At 41.0% G+C, this 19,095-nt stretch carries 13 protein-coding genes; 2 read left to right on the forward strand and 11 right to left on the reverse strand.

The genetic code is table 11. From position 1 onward, the window contains the following. Positions 1–4: 4 nt before the first annotated feature. The 10 genes from ACYRYG_RS06865 to ACYRYG_RS06910 form a co-directional block, all read right to left on the reverse strand. On the reverse strand, positions 5–304 hold the full coding sequence (locus ACYRYG_RS06865; RefSeq protein WP_460197876.1) for a DUF6734 family protein: 300 nt from the start codon (positions 302–304) through the stop codon (positions 5–7). A gap of 504 nt (positions 305–808) precedes the next feature. Further along, a complete protein-coding gene (locus ACYRYG_RS06870; RefSeq protein WP_294730256.1) occupies positions 809–1,201 on the reverse strand; it encodes a DUF3244 domain-containing protein in 393 nt (130 codons plus the stop codon). A 206-nt stretch (positions 1,202–1,407) separates the two neighbouring features. Then, the gene (locus ACYRYG_RS06875) at positions 1,408–1,914 is read right to left on the reverse strand and encodes a hypothetical protein (protein ID WP_460197877.1); all 507 of its coding nucleotides are present in this window, start codon (positions 1,912–1,914) and stop codon (positions 1,408–1,410) included. A gap of 17 nt (positions 1,915–1,931) precedes the next feature. After that, positions 1,932–4,124 carry a peptidase domain-containing ABC transporter gene (locus ACYRYG_RS06880; RefSeq protein ID WP_460197896.1) on the reverse strand — a complete coding sequence of 731 codons (2,193 nt, stop codon included), beginning with the start codon at positions 4,122–4,124 and terminating at the stop codon, positions 1,932–1,934. Positions 4,125–4,444: 320 nt separating this feature from the next. Continuing rightward, on the reverse strand, positions 4,445–6,580 hold the full coding sequence (locus ACYRYG_RS06885; protein WP_460197878.1) for a TonB-dependent receptor: 2,136 nt from the start codon (positions 6,578–6,580) through the stop codon (positions 4,445–4,447). 376 nt (positions 6,581–6,956) lie between these two features. Continuing rightward, positions 6,957–8,540 (reverse strand): tetratricopeptide repeat protein, encoded by a 1,584-nt coding sequence (locus ACYRYG_RS06890; protein WP_460197879.1) that lies wholly within the window; start codon positions 8,538–8,540, stop codon positions 6,957–6,959. Between the two features lie 386 nt (positions 8,541–8,926). Then, positions 8,927–11,044, reverse strand: a complete 2,118-nt coding sequence (locus tag ACYRYG_RS06895; RefSeq protein ID WP_460197880.1) for an outer membrane beta-barrel protein — start codon at positions 11,042–11,044, stop codon at positions 8,927–8,929. A 7-nt stretch (positions 11,045–11,051) separates the two neighbouring features. After that, complete coding sequence (locus ACYRYG_RS06900) at positions 11,052–12,002, reverse strand: tetratricopeptide repeat protein (RefSeq protein ID WP_293427829.1); 951 nt, start codon at positions 12,000–12,002, stop codon at positions 11,052–11,054. 44 nt (positions 12,003–12,046) lie between these two features. Further along, positions 12,047–13,300, reverse strand: a complete 1,254-nt coding sequence (locus ACYRYG_RS06905) for a TonB family protein (protein WP_460197881.1) — start codon at positions 13,298–13,300, stop codon at positions 12,047–12,049. 18 nt (positions 13,301–13,318) lie between these two features. After that, complete coding sequence (locus ACYRYG_RS06910; RefSeq protein ID WP_460197882.1) at positions 13,319–13,687, reverse strand: BlaI/MecI/CopY family transcriptional regulator; 369 nt, start codon at positions 13,685–13,687, stop codon at positions 13,319–13,321. A gap of 468 nt (positions 13,688–14,155) precedes the next feature. On the opposite strand from ACYRYG_RS06910, the gene ACYRYG_RS06915 reads away from it, so the two are divergent. After that, positions 14,156–14,728: a hypothetical protein gene (locus ACYRYG_RS06915; RefSeq protein WP_293419745.1), complete on the forward strand. Its 573-nt coding sequence runs from the start codon at positions 14,156–14,158 to the stop codon at positions 14,726–14,728. 35 nt (positions 14,729–14,763) lie between these two features. Here ACYRYG_RS06915 and ACYRYG_RS06920 read toward each other — a convergent pair whose 3' ends face one another. Beyond that, a complete protein-coding gene (locus ACYRYG_RS06920) occupies positions 14,764–16,797 on the reverse strand; it encodes a TonB-dependent receptor (RefSeq protein WP_460197883.1) in 2,034 nt (677 codons plus the stop codon). A 224-nt stretch (positions 16,798–17,021) separates the two neighbouring features. Here ACYRYG_RS06920 and ACYRYG_RS06925 point away from each other — a divergent pair, with 224 nt between their 5' ends. Next, on the forward strand, positions 17,022–19,088 hold the full coding sequence (locus ACYRYG_RS06925) for a TonB-dependent receptor (protein WP_460197884.1): 2,067 nt from the start codon (positions 17,022–17,024) through the stop codon (positions 19,086–19,088). The last annotated feature ends 7 nt before the right edge of the window (positions 19,089–19,095 follow it).

Here is a 19,095-nt window from a genome sequence, read left to right on the forward strand (position 1 = left end):
ATTTTTACCCACTAATAATTAGCATTTGGTTTAATAGCATTTTCTTTATTCGTAGTTGTATCATTCTATTCTCTTTTTCTGTTCTTCCTCGAATTAAGTCTGTCAATCTAAACTTTCCTGAGAAATGAGTTAACGCTTGTAGAAATCTATATGGCCCTATAAGAGGATACTCTATTACATAATTTGCATGATACAAATGCAGCCTTAAGCAACTTAGAATCCAAGTTGTAAAAAAATAGTCAACGTCACACCATGGCGTTGATATTTTTAAAGGGTTAGTCCAAAGACTTTGTATTATTTTCATTTCAACTATTAAATTCTTAGTTTCATAATATTAAGGAGCATGAACATGTGTAAGCATAAAACTTATAAAAAGTGTGGATGCATGGTAAATGTAATATGTTCTCATGTATGAAGATAATGCTATATAGATTATACCTATTAAGGTATTAAGATTGTTCTAATTATACACTATCTTATATTTGCAAATATATAAATATATTATTCATAAAATGAAATCGTTTTTCCCGGCGTGATTTATTAGTATCTTTAAGATTTTTCAGATGGGATTATTATATTCTTTACTAAGAACACTATGTTTTTCCTAATTTAATAGAGATAGATCCTCCCTATAATTCACCTTGCTCCTTCAAATCAAGAGGTTCAAAATGTTCTATCTGATATTTTAAATCCTTCATTATAAAAATGATTATAGATTTAAGCTTACTCACTTATAGCTTTTCTGCATCTGCATTCCTTTATACCAGTCTGGTCTGGATATAATGTACTAGCAAGATTATATGTCAAATTATTCTATATCCAATTCGGTACTATACACCGTTTTTTCTTCTGATTGAATATCTATTTCATACGAGCCGGATCCATTAAAAGTGAGTGTTTCCGTATACCCAGCTGGAATGGTAGCATAAGTGGAAGAATCAAAGAATATACCATCTTTGTATACAAGAATCTTACAGCTCATATAGGTCTGAAGGAAGTTAATAGTTGCTTCTGATCCGTCATAGGTTAAAGAAATAGGTGATGTAGGACGTATGGACCGTTTTATTGGTCCTTGATGTGTAGGAATGTAATCTTCATTCTCATTATACATAGGAGATGTCAACTCTTTGTTGGCAAAAAGAGTCTGAGAATAAACAGTCAGACCACAACATAAAATTAAAATTAAGGTTTTCTGTTTCATACTTAACTTATTAGATATCATTTTGCTGTATCAAAGTTATTCTGAAAGAATGAGAACTCCAAATATTTACGCACTTTTTTTCTTAGGGGTGTCACACTGTTAAAATGACGCAAATGTCTGACAATTAAGATATTAGTCTATTTTATTATACAAAATTAACTCGAAAATGTGACGCTTTGATAATCGGATTACTCGGATTTTCTCTATTATCTTGCCCAGATTCTCTGCCAGATCGTCTTGTCACTGACCGTACAGACCGCCTGTACTTTCATGCCGGGAACCAGCCGGTATCGTACAGCGTCCCGGTCCTCTATGGGTATGAAGGCAGAGAAATAATCCTCTCCGTCCCTTGTGATCACCGAATCGCTTACCCTATCAATTCTGAAGGACAGGAAAACGTCATCCCTGCCTTCAAAGGTGAGGGATACCCTGCGTGGCTCATGGAAATAATCATTGTAGCGGTATGGGACCAGAAGCCGGATATCATATTTTCCTGTATTCCCCCTGAATCCAGAAGGGACAAACTTCTCTACGGTTCCGCCGGCCTCCACGGTAAACGGATACGGAACCTTCCAGGCTGTATAGCCTAAGGCAATCAGGATCAGTATGATCACGACGGTGCCCGTCCTGACCCAGAAGGGAGGGATCTGCCCGATGATGTTCCTTACCTTTCCGCTGCGGAGTTCTATCTTGTTCTGTTCTGTCTTCTCCATATTCGAATGCCTTCCTTTCAGTTTCCCAGTTCCAGTTGGTTCTTCACCAGTTCATAGTAATATCCCTTCTTTGCCGTCAGCGTCCGGTGGTTGCCCCTCTCGACAATATGCCCCTTGTCCAGCACGATGATCTGGTCGGCATCCCTGACCGTGCTCAGGCGGTGGGCGACGATGACAACGGTCTTGCCCTTGTAGAACTTGTCCAGGTTCTCCACGATCATCCGTTCATTGCGGGCATCCAGGGAGTTGGTCGCCTCATCCAGAAAGATGAAGTCCGGATCCTTGTAGACCGCCCGTGCGATCAGTATCCGCTGTTTCTGTCCCTGGCTCAGTCCTATGCCGTCCCGTCCGATCTTCGTATTGAACTTCAGCGGAAGGCCCATGATGAAGTCCCGGATACAGGCCATCTCCGCCGCCCGGTCCAGTCTCTCCACGTCTATCTCCCCGTCTCCCACGGCTATGTTCCGCGCGATCGACTCCGAGAAGATAACTCCTTCCTGCATGACCACGCCGCACTGCCGGCGCCACCATTTCAGGTTGAGGCTGCCGATGTCCGTTCCGCATACCCTGATATCCCCGCTGCTTACGGGATAATAGCCGAGCATCAGTTTGACAAGGGTCGTCTTGCCGCTGCCCGAGGCTCCCACGATAGCCGTCACCTTTCCCGCAGGAATATCAAAGTTGATGTCCTCAAGGGTGTCCTTCAGGGCATGGGGATCATACTTGAAACAGACCTTCTCCACCTGGATACCGTCTTTCTGATTCCGGAGGCAGGCAACCGTCCTGCGGCTGTCCTCCTCATTGCCCTGGGAGTGGATCTCGTTGATCCGCTCCAGACTGATCTTCACGTCCTGCAGGGAGTAGATAAACGACATCAACTGGTCCACGGGTGAGTTCAACTGCCCGATGATGTACTGCACGGCCAGCATCATACCCAGCGTCATCTGACCGTGGATGACCGCCGTGGCCGAAAGGACGGTGATCAGGATATTCTTCACCTCATTGATGAAGATGCTCCCAGCCTCCTGCGACTGCTGGAGTTTCAGGCTTTTCATCTGTACGCCGAAGACATCCGCCTGTACGTCCTCCCATTCCCAGCGCCTGCGCTGCTCGCAGTCCTGTAGCTTGATCTCCTGCATGGAAGTGAGAAACTCGTACGTCCGGTTGTTGTTCTCTGCCTCCTTCTCGAACAGGGCATAGTCCAGTACTTTCCTCCTCCGCATGAAGACCGTTATCCACAGGCCGTAGAGGAGGCTGCCGAGGATAAAGACGATAAAGATCAGACGGCTGTAGAGAAGCAGGACGATGCCGAAGACGACAAAGGTCAGTGCCGAGAACACCACGGTGAGCGTCTTCGAGGTGAGGAAGTCCTGCACGCGGGTATGGTCATTGATACGCTGCATGAGGTCGCCGAGCAGTTTCGTATCGAAGAAGGACATCGGAAGTTTCAGGAGTTTGATGAAGAAATCACTGATGAGCGAGATGTTCACCCTCATGCTGATATGCAGCAGGAGCCAGCGGCGGATGAAGTCGATGACCGTACGGCTGAAAGTGAGCATCAGTTCCCCGATGAGTATCAGCCAGATGAATCCGATATTCCTGTTTGCAATACCGACATCGACGATGGACTGGGTGAGGAAAGGCAGGACGAGTTGCAGCAGGCTGCCGGCAACCAGTCCGAGGATGATCTGGACAAAATACCTCCGGTAAGGCCGGGCATAGCCCGAGAGGAAACGGAAGGAATGTATTTTCTTCTGGGGGTCCTCCTTCAACCGGTAGAACTTAGGTGAGGGCTGGAGGAACAGGGCAATGCCCTTCTCCTCACCTCCGGAAACCGTGCTTACCCAGTGCTTCGAGAACTCCTCCCGGCTGTACTTGATCAGTCCCTTCCCCGGATCAGCGACATAGAACTTTCTGTTATGCCTGACCTTGTAGAGGACGACGAAATGGTTCTGGTTCCAGTGGAGGATACAGGGCAGGGGTGACCGGGATAACTTGTCCACGGGCACTTTTCCAGCTATGGTCTCGAATCCCAGTTCCGTGGCAGCCTCACTGATACCGAGTAGTGATACTCCCTCTGCCGTGGCAAAACAGAGTTGGCTCAGCCTGGCTTCAGAGATTTTCCTGCCATGGAAATCACAGACCATCTGAAGGCAGGCTATGCCGCACTTCATACTGTCATGCTGGAGATAAAGAGGAAAGTAGCTCATTAACATACTGGAATCTTCATCTTTATTTCAATCGTAAATATTTTCTGATCCAGAAATTCTACGACCGATAAAATCGATGTAATAAATAATGTATATCTTATTCTCATTATAATGATTCTGATGCCAGACTATCTGATGATACCATCTTCAGAATCATAATTCGTAATTTTGTTATTAACAGTATTGCTTTTCTTTCCTTTAGCAAAATTGAAGCTGACCTGAATATAGAACATATTACCTTTGTCATAATTGTAAGATATAACATGCTTAGATACATCATTACCATAATATTTATCCTCATACAACTTGATTTTGTTTCGTCATGGATTCCAGACTCCGAAATCAAAAAGCCATGATCCACATTTATAAGAAGCTTCTATATATGTAGCAGCCTCCTGCATAGAACAGATATTTCCATTAAGCCCTTTTCGGTTGTCAATAACTGCCATATCAACAGAAAAAGATTTAGACAGATTTATCATCAGTTGTCCCTGATAATTCCAAAAAGCTTTATTGTATCTGTCACCGTTAATGCAGTAGAGGTATCTATCGTAGTTGCAAAACCCTGAAACAGATATGATGTCCTTTATAATATTATAGCTTACATAGGAACTACAGGTCTGATTAATGCTTTTGTTATAGGTATCTGTCAAATAAACAACATAATTATTCTGGATAAAACAGTAAGGTGCAAAAGGATGATGCCCATAAGCGAATTCGTAATCCAACTGGGCATAAAATCTGTCATTGCTGTAAGTTAAGCCTAACTTATTCGAAAATTCAGAGTAAGGTTTCAGACTGGAATTACCTTTTTCATATTCCAACTGGTTTATTTTTCTGGTTGCGCCTGCCATGTCTGAAAGTTCTGGGATATAGGGAGTAACCTTTGAGGAGAAGGAAAGAAGCCAGTGTTCAAAAGGATTGTACGAGACCCTAATAGTGGGGCGAAATATTGTCTTATGATAAGAATTGTCACCTTCTTGATATCTTAACGAGTTGATACCGCATCCCACTTGATAACTGAACCTGGATACTTTACCTAAAATCTGCGTATATCCGAATAGAGAAGAACTTGTAGAATGATCTTGTAACGCCAGATCCTTTGTATAATCATTATCAGTTTTGGCATAATCATATCTCAATCCTCCAGTGAATCTGGCGTTCGCATTTAGAGAACGTTCATACAAGGCTTCTGATATAACTGAAAATCTCTTTCCATCAACATTATATTCGTATGGGAATACGGTCTGTCCTGATTCCTCAGCTTCATGATAGTAATAATCATAGTTGCTTTTTCTGTATGTTGTTAATATATCGAGGGAAATATTGTCTTTCTCAGACAATTTTAATGATGAGTACATATCAATAGACGGAGAGTTATAACTTGTTTTCGGAGAAGAATAAGATTGATACTGAAAAACGTTGTTCTCGTAAATATCTTGTTTGGCATTGTCCTTTTTACAATTGTATATGTCATCATTTAACTTAAAATTCAGTTGAAGGCCAGATAAGTTATAATAGTAATTTGCCTCAATATTATGTTCCAGATAGCTGTAAGGCTCTCTTAAACCATTTTTTGTTAGAGATAGAGTTTCAGCCTGGCTGCCAAAAGATAAGTTCGTATCAGTCCAACTTTTATGATAGTCTCTGTATTTGTTAGAATACATAAATAAAAACTGGCTTGTTGCATGGCTGATCTTAAAATGAAGTTTGTTTTCGGTAGAAACCGTTGTCAAGGCATCCATAGATTGGATGCCTGCCGAATAACCGTCAATATAATTCTTTGTATGTATATCAATGACAGCACCTATATTTTGCCCTTCATAACGAATGCCCGGATTATCATAATAATCCACTTCTTTAATCTGACTGGGTAGGATAGACAGAAATTCATCAGTATTGGAAGGTACTCCATTTATTTTTAAAACTACGTTTTTCCCATCTGCTGTCGTAATCGACATCCCATCCTTATGGATAACAATCTTAGGCAACTGTAATTTCTCCAAAACACCCCATGCAGAATTCGTGGATTCCTTGATGATTTTATTAGGATATATAACGATCCTGTCTATCTGCCTTTTGCGTGATTCTCCTTTGACAACGACCTCTTTTAAATTATATGGAGAGGAGGCTACAAATATCGTATCAGCATTTAATGTTGATACATCTACAGTATTTCTTCCCTTTATTTTCTGAATAGTTCTTTCATATCCAATTCCTGAGCATTCTATTAGATAGACGGAAGACAATTTTATGTTATTGACTTCAAACCAACCATTTTTTTGTGAGATAGCACCAACTATAAATATGGAATCTTTATCCATAACTTTGATGGTCATATCTTTCACGGCCTTATGACTTATTTTGTCAGCGATAATACCTTCTATGTTTATTTGTGAAAATGAGTTGACGGTAAAAAGGATGAAGATGCTAAATAAGAATATTCTATTTCTCATATCGCAATTTTTTCTGAATCAGTTTGTTATTTAGCATTTGTATGATGTAGTCTTCTTTGGTAAAATTACTATTTAAAATACAGATAGTTCCCGGATTTTCCAATAGTGTCTGAGAACATGGTTTAGGACAAACCGGAAGCATATTACAATCCAGGCATCTTTCGGATAATTTAAGAGACATCCTATTTATGAGCTTAGAAAAATCCCATTTTGCTGTATCAAAGTTATTCTGAAAGAATGAGAACTCCAAATATTTACGCACTTTTTTTCTTAGGGGTGTCACACTGTTAAAATGGCGCAAAAGTCTGACAGATAATAGATTAGTCTATTTTGTTATACAAAATTAACTCGAAAATGTGACGCTTTTAGGATCAAATCACTCCAATTTTATCCTTTTTTCTTTCATTTTTATTCTATGATTTATCATTCTTATAGCACCTGCACTAATGCCCATGATCTTCATGATTCGATCATTGCTTGTATTTTCTTCCTGCAAGATCAGAAAAAAGATATTCTTAGAGGATAAATTATCATAACGAGCTTCGATACTATTGATTAACTCCAGGTGATCAAGCCTGTAGTATTCTATAAATCTGGCAAAATCATCTTTGTCCCAAGACACTGTTGTTCCGCTATTTCTCAGATCATCATAGAGTTGTTTTCCCTGATGATAAACAGCCGTCTGATCTTTTGCTAACTGATTGATCTTTAAATGTAATTCTACTATCTTCTTTTTGGTATTTTCTCCATTTTGGGTTAATTTGATAATCTGACCTTGATAAAGGTTGATTAGGGCCTGTTTCTCCATTACGATCTGCTTCCCTTTATGAAATCTGTATTTCTGATAGAAGATGATCAGGAGTACCATCAGTATTATACCTATTATAGTAGTAATTGCATGGTAGAGAATCTGTTTCGTATGGAGAGAACGTATCTGATAAGCGTAATCCAATTGCAATTTGCTCAGGTCCTTCTCCCTGGTAATTGAGTTTACAGAGTCCCGAAGGTTATAGGCCTTCCGGTACAGTTTCTCGGATTCTATATGCTTTCCTTCCTTGCTATAAATTTCTGCTTTCCTTTTAAGTATCCACGGCCGGTGATCAAGTGGGGCTATGGGCCAGGCCTTGTCCAGCATGGCCATAGCCTGACCATATTTCATGTGCCTTTCATATAAGTCAGAGAGAACCAGGTAAGTCGTACTGTTATGACTGATTTTCTCTGCTTTGAGAATATATTCTTTTGCGAGAGCAGGGTTTGTATTAGAGAAGACGGCAGCCAGATTAGAATAATAATCTGCCTGTGAAGAAGGGGATGTATATTTAATCAAATTCTTTGCCTGATCAAAATAAGTCAGGGCACTGTCGTTTTTGCCTAGATTGTTGTAATCGACGGCTATGTATTGAAGGGCATTGGCTGTCCAATTGGCATTATGAGCTTTCCGGGACAGGGCCAAGGCTTTCTTTGCATAATGCAAGGAAATCGCATATTCGTTATGATTTTCATTAACAGATGCTAAGAGTTCATCTATCTTATGGATGATATTCAGGTCTTTCAGTCCCTTTGCCAGGTATTCACCCTTTTTCAGATAATCAATAGCCTCTTTTGTGTTGCCACGGTCCTCACATATTCCACCTTTATAATAGTCACATTCCGCAAGTCTGGCGGAATTTCCGGCTTTCCGGTAATAACTGATACTGAAATCTATCAGACTGTCGTTTCGTATTGGTTTGTTTTCCCGATAAAGAAGACGGGTGGCAAGCAGGTTATAGTAAGCTCTCGTCTCATCATCATGAATGGTTGACGGGAGGATGATATTCATTTTTCTTTGAGCAGAGTCCTGCAGTTCCTTGTTAAGCAATGAATCCACATAAGCAAGTTGCAGTTGTGTCTTGTTTCCACAACTGCACAGATAAAAAGTGATGGATACTATCAGGAAGAAAAAGACTTTATTTGTTCGCAAATTGTATAGTCGTTTTTATAAATGATTACACAAAGATACGAAATTAATTTCAAATAAGATAAGAGAATCAAGCTAATATAAAAATCTGTTACTAAATAACAATCCTGAATAACTATTTCTCCCTCGTTCCTGGAGAATATAGGATCAGATCATTTTGCGTATATGCGAAAGCTCAATCGAGGTTAATATCTGGCACTAATTGATCATCTGGAAAGGGATTTCGATAATCTGTCACCCAGATACCAGTTCTGCATCATCTTGAGATATATGAAGAAAAGCGACAAGGAAATAGAGGAGATTGATTATGGCTATCAGCCCCAGGACAATCAGGACCATCAGGTCAAGAATTAAGTCAAAGAGAAAGGCTTAATAATCTTGAATCCCCACTATTGTGTTTTGAATCTTGAAGTATCTACAGTTGCGCGCTTCTTCTCCTTATATCCTCTGAACTTATAAGTAAAGGAGATGCCAAATTCACGATAACAGGAAAAATCCATACGAAGATTCTGCCCCTTGAAGTTAATACGTGGGTTAATGGACGAAGTTTCAAAAAGATCGTTGCAGAAAAACTTCAGAATAGCGTGTTTGTTCCAGAACTGCCAGCGTGCACTCAAGTCAAGATTTCCAGACGCTGGCAGATCGTAAGTAGCCTGGATAGCTTTTGAACGAATCATTCCATCAACGGATATAGTGATGTCAGGTTTGTTGGAGAGCGTAATGGTATTATTGGTTTCAGCCATAACGAATGCAATATTCCGGTCGTAAGGAATGTCATAGAAATCATCATCTTTCTGCCGCATCCACACACCGGAGAGTGTAAAATGCGTGTCAAGCCATGATCCTACCTTGAACGGAACGGTAGCCTGAAGGCCTGCCTGCTGCTGGAAATTGAGATTCAGATACTGGTAATTTATCGCGAGACGGTCATGACGCTGGTAAGGTGTCTGGGTAAACTTGTCCTTAGTATGAGCAAACCATGCCAAAAACTGATATTTATCTTTCAACACATAAACAAGTTGGAGCTGGTATTTGCTGGATGGTTTCAGATAAGGATTACCGGTTATCTCATTATATCCCCCATTACTGTAAGTGATAAAGTTGGTCATCGTCCAATAATCGGGATAAGTCCGGTCACTACTCATGCCCAGTTGGAATACGTGACCTATGGCTGGAAGCCAGGTCAGGGTGAATACAGGATAGACATGCCACTGGTGCCACACAGAAGTATGGTAATATTCTCCTGACAATGAGGTTTCAAGCATCAGTTTAGTACAGAAGTCCTTATTAAATCCGAAATAAAGGCTGGCATCATCCTCACGCTGCCGGGTAGAGGATGACACAGGATCATCACCGGCAGACTGTTTTATCTCCATATAATATTGTCGGCTATAGTCAACACTGGTAGTGTAGACAGCCCCGTAATTGATACTCCACCCCTCCTTCAGTTTCTGATCCTGAGAGAGGAAAAATTTCCAACGGTTAATCTTCTGCTCATTGTCGACAGTATAGTTGAGAGAGCCAGTAGGAAGTGTACTATTCAGATATTGCATTTCCGGATTATGGTAATAGGTCATTTCTGCTCCTGCCCTCAATCCAAAAGGAGTATGATAGTCAAGCCTCAGATTATGAAGCCAGGTATGTTCATTGATCCGAGTTGTACCCTTGACACTTTCAGTAATATTCTGATGGCTATGATCTTTCTCATAGTTACCTGTATAGATAAAACTGAGTTGACGGTCTTTGGAAAAAGTATAATCCATTCCGATACGGCAGTCATGCTCAAAGCTATTAGCTCGATCAACCTCATGAGTCATAATATCATGTATAGTGCCATTATTCAGAGTATGAAGAGAGTTTTCATCTTTAGTACTGTAATCATCGCCATGACTGTGCTTATACATGATATCCATCGAAAACTTATCCTCATTATACAACAAAGTGGCACGTTCCCCAAAGCTTGCGTCGTGATCCTGATCCCAAGACGCATTGAGTTCTCCGGAAAAGGGAGTATCTTCACCGGCAGAGTGCTTGAGAAGGACATTGATGAGTGCACCATGCACCTGCATTCTGGCAGGGGCACTGTACATCACTTCAACCTTGTCAATGCGACTTGCCGGAAGCGTTTTCAGTAGCGTCATGAGTTGTTCTGACGTCATGGTCGTCACTTTGCCATCCAGAACGACCGTTGCAGGCATCCCACCCAGCGTGAGAGCCTTTTCCTGTGCAGTAACACCAGGGATTTCCTTTAACGCATCATAGATATTGTCTACCGCTTTCTTTTCCACCAATTTCTGCACATCATATACAAGTTTATCCTGTTCCACTTTCACTACAGGACGTTCACCTTTAACCATCACTTCGGGTAAAGAATGAATAATGCTATCCATTCGGAGGGAATCGGCTTTCTGGGCTTTCAGAGAAGTATCCATAGCCAGAATCATAACAGCAATCCAGACCAGTCTTTTCAGCACTTTATTTTCGCCTGAAGTTCTCTCTATTTTCATCACATTCTCATTTGTTTGATTGCTGTAATTCCTCCATCTTACTTCTCAGATCCGGATCATCCTGATATTTCAAAGCAGTCGTCCAACTGTCAATGGCTAAACTATTCTTTTGCTGCCCGGCATACGACTGACCGAGACACTTATAGATAATATGCATCAATGTAGGATCAGGCATATATAATTTTGCCGCTTTCTCCAAACTGATACAACTTTCCGGGAAATCTCCAAGACGATTTTCCACTACTCCAAGCAGATAATACGCTACCGGATAAGTCGGGTATCGGGATACTGCCGTCTGAAGATATACCCGCGCAGAATCCATCTGATTCAGATACTGGCAGCATAACCCAAGATGGTACAACCCGGAATAAGTAGTATCCCTTTCCTGAAGAAGCCGTTGGTATTCGCTCAAAGAAGAATCAAAATTGCGGTTGGCAAAATAAGCTTCAGCCAAAGCACGATTGACATCGATATTCTCAGAATCTGTCTTACAATACTTCAGTCCCACTTCTATAGCATTCTGAGGCTGCAATACTTCATCCGTTGAATAGACATGCATCAAATCCGCTAAAATTTTGCTGTCCATCGGATAACGAGACAGGAGTTGATTACCCCAATACACTTGTGAGCCAGATTGCTTCATTGCCCCATAGGAATAAAAGATCTCTCGAAAGGCATCATGGCTTAAACTGTCTTCATCTATCTTCTTCAAGAGATCCGTACAGGATTGAAAATCAGAGCGACAATAATAGCAATCGGCTATTTTCATTTGTATCTGAAAATCATCAGACTGCTTCTGTGCCTGCCGGTAATACTGCAAAGCATGAAAATAATCATAATGGCTGACACAACTATCACCGGATGCTATCAAGTTCATCCGATTTCCTGCACTGATTCCTAAATGACTGAACAGGATACCAGCCAGCAATAAGAACATTTTCTTTCTATTCATAGCCATATATTCATCTTCAAATGTATTGTGGTATTCAAATCCTTTTAAAATCAATGCAACCTGAAACTGATAGGAAGGCTATACTTCACTCTTACAGCCTCACCATGTTCATAACCAGGCTGCCAGCGTGGCAGTAAATTGACCACACGCAGAGCTTCTGCATCAAAGGCCTTGTTAACCGAATGAACGACCTCGACATGAGAAACAGAACCATCCTTCTCAACAACGAACTGCACCAATACCTTTCCTTGCAATTTGGCCTTCTGGCAGACCTTCGGATACCTCACATTCTTGCACAGAAAAGCTATCAAAGAATTGATGCCTCCCGGATAGACCGGCATCCGATCACAGTAATCATAAATTTTAGCCGGCTCTTTCGCAGACATTGTCTGATGATGTATTTCCTGAAAGTTGAGGTTCAACTCAGAATCTTCACCAGTCCTGGCTATGGATTCAATATTACTGACAGCCAGCAGTGCCACTGCTAATGGGATAAAAAGCAAATACTTTGCCTTCCCCCTTCCATTTGTACGATGCTTATTCATCATTTTAATACGGTTTTTAAGTTGTAAGACATTAAATTGATTCGTCAGATTATCTTTCGCCGGGTGATAGGCCAGACCGAGCAGATGGTACTGATAGGATTTGCGAGTTGTTCCCCTGTCCAGTACAGACTCATCGGCAAGATACTCCAGATTAAGACGTATTTCCCTCTTCATCAGCCAACTAAAAGGATTGAACCAGCAGAAGATACAGAACATCTCGGAAAAGAGAATGTCTACAGAGTGCCATTGACGTGCATGAGTCTGTTCATGAACCATGATCTCATGGAGTTGTTCAACTGACTGGGCCTCAGGATTGACAAATATCCATTGCATGAAAGAAAAAGGACTCTGCTCTTCCGGCAGGATATGTACGGGAACACCTTCAACTTCCTGCGAAGAAGTATGGCGAACCAAAGAGAATATGCTGACAAGTTGCCAGAGAAATCGAATGGCAAGTATTGCTACACCTAACAGATAGATGCCACTAGCCACATCCTTCCATGTCAATGCAGCAGAAGAGGCGTACACCGAAACCACAGGGGTTATAAAACTGGCATAGGTACCGGCCATGCTCTCAGCCGTAGTATTTTCCTGAAACAAACCGGTCAGATTAAGAAAAGGAACAAAAATACTCACTGCTATCAGGGCAAGTAATATAAAGCGCCGATAATTGAAAAAAGTATCCTGCTTCATCATCAGCCGATAAAAGCCATAAAGCAATATCAGGATTAAATTCGTTTTCAGAATATAAATAGCCATCATCCTATCCTTAAAAAGTTATTTTTTATCACCACCATCCTCTATCTCATGAATGATGTCCTGCAAGTCCTGTTGCGTCAACTGTTCATCTTTTGCAAAGAAACTAACCATATCCTTAAAGGAATTACGAAAATAGTCATGTACAAAACCTTTCATAAATCTCTTCTTATAGTCATTCTCCGTAATAGCCGGCTGATAGATATAGGCTTTACCTTGTTTACCCTGAACAACAAAGTTTTTGTCCTTCAGATTACTGACAACTGATGCGACTGTCGTATAAGGAGGTCGTGGTTCCGGTAATTGATCTACAATATCCTTCACTCCACAGGAGCCTAAACTCCAGATGACTTTCATCACCTCTTCCTCTTGTTTCGTTAACTTTTTCATACGCTAATCATTTATGATTGCAAATCTACGAAACTTTCGTAACAAAGAGGACAGACAAAGAGTTAAAAGATTTAAATCAGACTGTATTTTAACATTTTACGAACTATTCGTAGATAATGACAACCATTATCAATAACATTTTTATCTATGCATTTAAAAGCCTTAGTTAGAAGATTACCAATAATAAATTCAAGATAAGAAGGAGAAAAACCAAACATCCTCAACACTATCAACGGATGATTCTGGTTAAAAAAACAGTTCCACCTTTCAAATAAAATGTATGATTTACTATACAGAAGGAATTTAACCTTTTGATTATCAAACCCGATTATTATATTTTAACATAATTACTAAATTTTATGAATATAAGGATCACTTTTTCTTAAAAGTTTCCATACCTTTGCTGTCAGAATCAATATTTTGAGTCTGATTTGAAAGACGAATAGATTAATCAACAACCTTTTTTATATGAGAAAAGCTATCCTTATAATAACCCTGATGGCTGGATTAGCAACCACTGCAGCAGCTCAAGACACAAAGAATAAAGACCATAGTATTTACATGGAAATCGGAGGAGCCTCAAATTTTGTTGGCCTCAACTACGATGCCAGATTCAAAAAAGATTCTCCATGGGGTTATCGTACAGGACTAAATTGGTGCTATTCGAAAGATTCAAGCATCTTTGGTGACAGTCAGTCTCTAAAGGGTTATACTGTACCCATTGAAGTCAATTACCTGCTTGGCAAACACAAGAGTCACCTTGAATTAGGCGCTGGAGTTAACCTAGGCATCTACAATGAGCATTATATTGGATACAAAATCATAGGGAAGACAGATAATGGTGGCTATGAAATGATTGCAAATAATCTGTCACATAATACCTTTGCATATTTTTTTTATGGAGATATTGGATATCGGCACGTATCCGCCAAGGGCTTTCAATTCCGAACAGGTATTTGCCCTTCGTTCAACTTCAACGATTCTCATGGCGTAAGCAGAGGATGGTTTTATCCATACGTAAGTTTTGGCCTGGCATTCTGACAATTCCAACAATAATCTAACTTTCAGGCTTTTTATCATAAGATCCCAGTCTGTGTATCGGAATTCTTGAGTTTTTTCTGAATATCACGGTATTTACGTCCCCTATTCAACCTCCATGAGAATCCGATAGTCAGTCCATTGCCATAATCTGTACCATACATCACCATCTTCTTCCGGATATTCTTATTTACCAGTTCGGCATAGTTGAGTTTCGGATTGTTCTCAAACGGATGCTGCCAATATAGAGAAATATCACAATTACCCAGATGATAACTGCACGTAAGATAGGTGGCAGATCCCTGACGATCCCATGTTTCACCTTCCATAAACTTCCAACCGTTATCAGCATTAAATGTAAATGTCCATTTCCCAAGATAGGCCTGAAGGCTCCCACCATAGCTATAAGCTGTAAGATAGTGGCTATAGTTGTCACCACGATTGAAGAAACGGAAAATACCACCATTGACAGAAACAGATAATTTCTCTGGCAGAATATCATAGGTGGAACTATTCCGAAGAAAGAGTATATTAACACCATGCTGGTTCTTCTGAGTATAATAGAACTGATCATCGGCAGTACGGGTATAACTGGCCATATTGCAATTTGTATTTACCCGATATTGCATATCCATTTGTGAAGTAAAACGAGGGAGAGTACAGGCAAGCATAATCTGATGTTTAATCACACGGTTAGGTTCAATATTCGGATTACCAACCGTCCACTCCATTGAGTTCTGACGAATCTTCGTATCACTAATCATGGCAACCTGAGAGATATGCTGATAGATTTCAAAACTACATCTCAAACTTAATGGTTTTAAGATAGCATAAGTCAAAGTAGCTTTCGGCCGGAACATCCAGAAATGATAATGGTATGTTCCCTGAGAATAATGTGCATCACTGGCTCCTAGACCAGCAACATAACCGAGACCCTTTACGTGTCCCTTCAGCTCTCCAAACAGGTAGAGATTACTATTGTGCATATAATTCGCAGATTCCACATCACCGCTATAGATGTTTCTAGTATATTTGACAGACTGTTGCAAGCCAAAAGATAGGGAGAACGGTTTCAGACGATTCTCATAAATGGCTTCCGACATCAACGACCAGGTGTGTCCTCCGACGTGATATTCATAATCTGATCCTTCATTATTAAAATTGTACTGACGAGTTGAAATTGATGTCCCTGTAACGTTAGCTGTCATAGACTGATGCTTAGGCAACTGATGACAGAAATAAAGATCCAGGACAGGTGAGAAACTCCTGTCCCGGTCTAGAATTGTAGCCTCATGGTCCTGTGTTCCATCAATGATCCGACGATCATCGAAACTGCCGGGATTATGGCTGAAATTACCGGAGAGTGTTGCCTGGAACACATAAGAAGCAGAATCAGCCAGATTATATTTCAGTTCGATGTTGTTACAGAATTTACGATCACGTGTTTGCTGATCCTCCCTTGAGATCTTATAATGTGTACCATCATTCAACAGATAGTCAGCATCTTCCTTATTCCTATCACCATCAAAATCCCAATAAGAGAAATCATAGACCAGGCCCAGCTCCGAATTTCTGTGGTTCAGTCTGGCATAGACAGAATGATCTCCATCCCAGGTCGTCACTGAATTGGTCAGTTCTGTTCCTACCGTATACCCGGAATTACTACGACTGGTCCTGATATTGATGACATAAGCGATCCCCTCTCCATACCTTACTCCCGGATTATCAATGAAATCAATATTTCTGATGCACTTAGGATCAAAAGCCATCAAGTCTTCCTTAGAAGCCAGTGCACCATTGAGACGCAATTGAACCTCCCCTTTGTTACTTAAAGTTTTAATGGTATGCATCGCCACGTCCACCTGAATATCCGGAAGAGACAATTTACCAAGCAGACTATAGCCATTAGTAGAACTCTGCTTTTGAGCCTCCGAAGGCAGGAGCAATTTACCATCGGCCTTGTTTACCACCTTTGCCGCTTCCACCTTTACCTCATTCAAATGTATCTCTTTCTGGGCAACAGTAGGTAATGCCAAGATAGCCACCCATAAAATCAAACCTATTCTTTTCATCTCTGCTTGTTTTTTGAGGCAAAGATAAAAGGAGTAAGGCTTAATGGCAAAAAAAGAACCTGACATCTTCCTGACATTTTACGGACAGGAACGAAAAGATTCATATATCCACCATTTTTGTCTATCATAAAGAAGAATTATCCACCAAATATATCATCATAAATAAGGATTGCCGGAGAGCTTAAAAAGCAGTACTTTTGCAAGCAAAAACAGAGACAACCATCATGAAGTATTTATTACTCTCCACCCTTATGTTTTCCGCGTTGATGCACTCCGCAACAGTCCATGCCGGAAGTATTACCAAAATGTCAATCACAGATTCTATCCTCCATAAGCCCATAGCACTGGATGAAGTAATTGTGACTTCTTACAAAGAGAAGAAAAGTTTTAAAGAAATCCCCGCTTCTGTATCTATCCTGTCAGCAGACGAATTGGACAAAGCCAATATCACCGATTTCAAGGAGATCAGCTCGTACATTCCCAACCTCTATTTTCCAGACTACGGTTCTAAATTGACCTCACCACTATATATTCGCGGAATAGGTTCCAAACTGACCCCGTCAGTAGGACTCTATGTTGACGGGATACCTTTTTTTGAGAAATCAGTTTTCGATATAGACATGAATGAAGTCAGTCGTATAGAAGTTTTAAGAGGTCCGCAAGGTACACTTTACGGGCGAAACACGATGGGTGGCATCATCAATGTCTATACCAGGGATCCCCTGGACTACGAGGGGTTCAATTACCGGCAAACTGTAGGGAACTACGGACAAACCGACTTTTCTGGAGCTTATTATGGAAAACTGTCAAAACAGGCAGGTTATTCCTTTTCCTCCGCCTACAGGCATAGTGATGGTTTCTTTACCAATGCATTTACAGGGAAGAAAGTGGATCGCTCCAATCATATCGCAACCAGAGGAAAACTACAATGGAAATCCAAGAACGGACTGGACGGTCTGTTCGCTGTCAACTATGAATATACTGATCAGGGAGGTTATCCCTACGGACTTTACCATCCCACTACAGGAGTGACAGACAGCGTAAACTATAATGATAGAAGTTCCTACCGGCAAGGAGTTCTGACAGCCGGGCTGACCTTTAAATATGAATATTCAGGAATGATATTCAGTTCCATAACCGGCTACCAGAATCTGAATGACCGACAGGCCATAGACCAGGACTTCACCTCAAAGGCTAATCTTTTTGTAATTCAGACCAGTCACCAGAACCAATTTTCACAAGAACTGGAAATGCGCTCTGCCGGTAATCATAAATGGAATTGGCTGAACGGTTTGTTCGGTTTTTATAATAAGGTTGACAGGACCGTGCTATTCAATGCACGATATGGCTATAAAGAACCCTCTTACGGAATAGCCATCTATCACCAGTCTACACTAAAAGACCTGTTTATCCGGAAACTTTCAGCCACAATAGGTGTGCGACTGGATATGGAAAGGGACAAGCAAGACTATACCGTATGGACCCAAACACAAGACAAGAATGAACTTTCCAAGCATTTGAATGACGGCAAGACCTTCACACAGTTCACCCCGAAATTTTCCTTACAGTACCAGTTTAATTCCGATGACATGATGTACGCCACGGTTACCCGTGGCTACAAAACGGGAGGGTTTAATGTATCTTTCTCTTCAGCCGAAGAACGAACCTACGCTCCGGAATACAGTTGGAATTATGAGATCGGCAGTAAACTATCCACTTTCAACGGTAAACTCCAGGCAGATGCAGCCCTGTTCTATATCGACTGGCGCCACCAGCAGATCTCACATCTGATTCCTAATGGACAGATTCTGACCAATGCGGGACGCTCCTATAGTAAAGGCGTGGAACTTTCTCTCAGGGCACATCCCACAGACCGGCTCAGTCTACAACTCGCCTACGGTTACACCCAGGCCAAATTCAGGAAATATCTCTATGGGACTGCCGATTATTCGGGCAATTATACCCCCTATATTCCGCGACAAACCGTCATGTTAGGAGGTAATTACACTCTGGATCTGTATTCCCGCTATATTGACCGCCTGCTCTTTTCGGCCGAATATACAGCTATCGGGCGTCAATACTGGAATGAGGCAAATGCCGTAAGCCAGGGATTTTACGGGACCTTGAACGGCAAAATATCTGCGGTAAAGAAAAATATGACCGTCGACCTCTGGATAAAGAATGCTACCTCCAGGAAATACACGGCATACCTGTTCCCGTTAGGTCCTAACTATTTCGCAGAAAAGGGAAAACCACTCACCTTTGGGACGACCATTTCTTTCTCGATGTAAAAGGAAT

This window comes from Segatella asaccharophila (assembly GCF_054687055.1).

Bases quoted from the DNA above. Each gene is read 5' to 3' on its own strand.
- ACYRYG_RS06875 (WP_460197877.1), bottom strand. From the start codon at position 1,914: ATGGAGAAGACAGAACAGAACAAGATAGAACTCCGCAGCGGAAAGGTA.
- ACYRYG_RS06920 (WP_460197883.1), bottom strand. From the start codon at position 16,797: ATGAAAAGAATAGGTTTGATTTTATGGGTGGCTATCTTGGCATTACCT.
- ACYRYG_RS06895 (WP_460197880.1), bottom strand. From the start codon at position 11,044: ATGAAAATAGAGAGAACTTCAGGCGAAAATAAAGTGCTGAAAAGACTG.
- ACYRYG_RS06885 (WP_460197878.1), bottom strand. From the start codon at position 6,580: ATGAGAAATAGAATATTCTTATTTAGCATCTTCATCCTTTTTACCGTC.
- ACYRYG_RS06905 (WP_460197881.1), bottom strand. From the start codon at position 13,300: ATGGCTATTTATATTCTGAAAACGAATTTAATCCTGATATTGCTTTAT.
- ACYRYG_RS06865 (WP_460197876.1), bottom strand. From the start codon at position 304: ATGAAAATAATACAAAGTCTTTGGACTAACCCTTTAAAAATATCAACG.
- ACYRYG_RS06880 (WP_460197896.1), bottom strand. From the start codon at position 4,124: ATGAGCTACTTTCCTCTTTATCTCCAGCATGACAGTATGAAGTGCGGC.
- ACYRYG_RS06915 (WP_293419745.1), top strand. From the start codon at position 14,156: ATGAGAAAAGCTATCCTTATAATAACCCTGATGGCTGGATTAGCAACC.
- ACYRYG_RS06910 (WP_460197882.1), bottom strand. From the start codon at position 13,687: ATGAAAAAGTTAACGAAACAAGAGGAAGAGGTGATGAAAGTCATCTGG.
- ACYRYG_RS06870 (WP_294730256.1), bottom strand. From the start codon at position 1,201: ATGAAACAGAAAACCTTAATTTTAATTTTATGTTGTGGTCTGACTGTT.
- ACYRYG_RS06900 (WP_293427829.1), bottom strand. From the start codon at position 12,002: ATGGCTATGAATAGAAAGAAAATGTTCTTATTGCTGGCTGGTATCCTG.
- ACYRYG_RS06925 (WP_460197884.1), top strand. From the start codon at position 17,022: ATGAAGTATTTATTACTCTCCACCCTTATGTTTTCCGCGTTGATGCAC.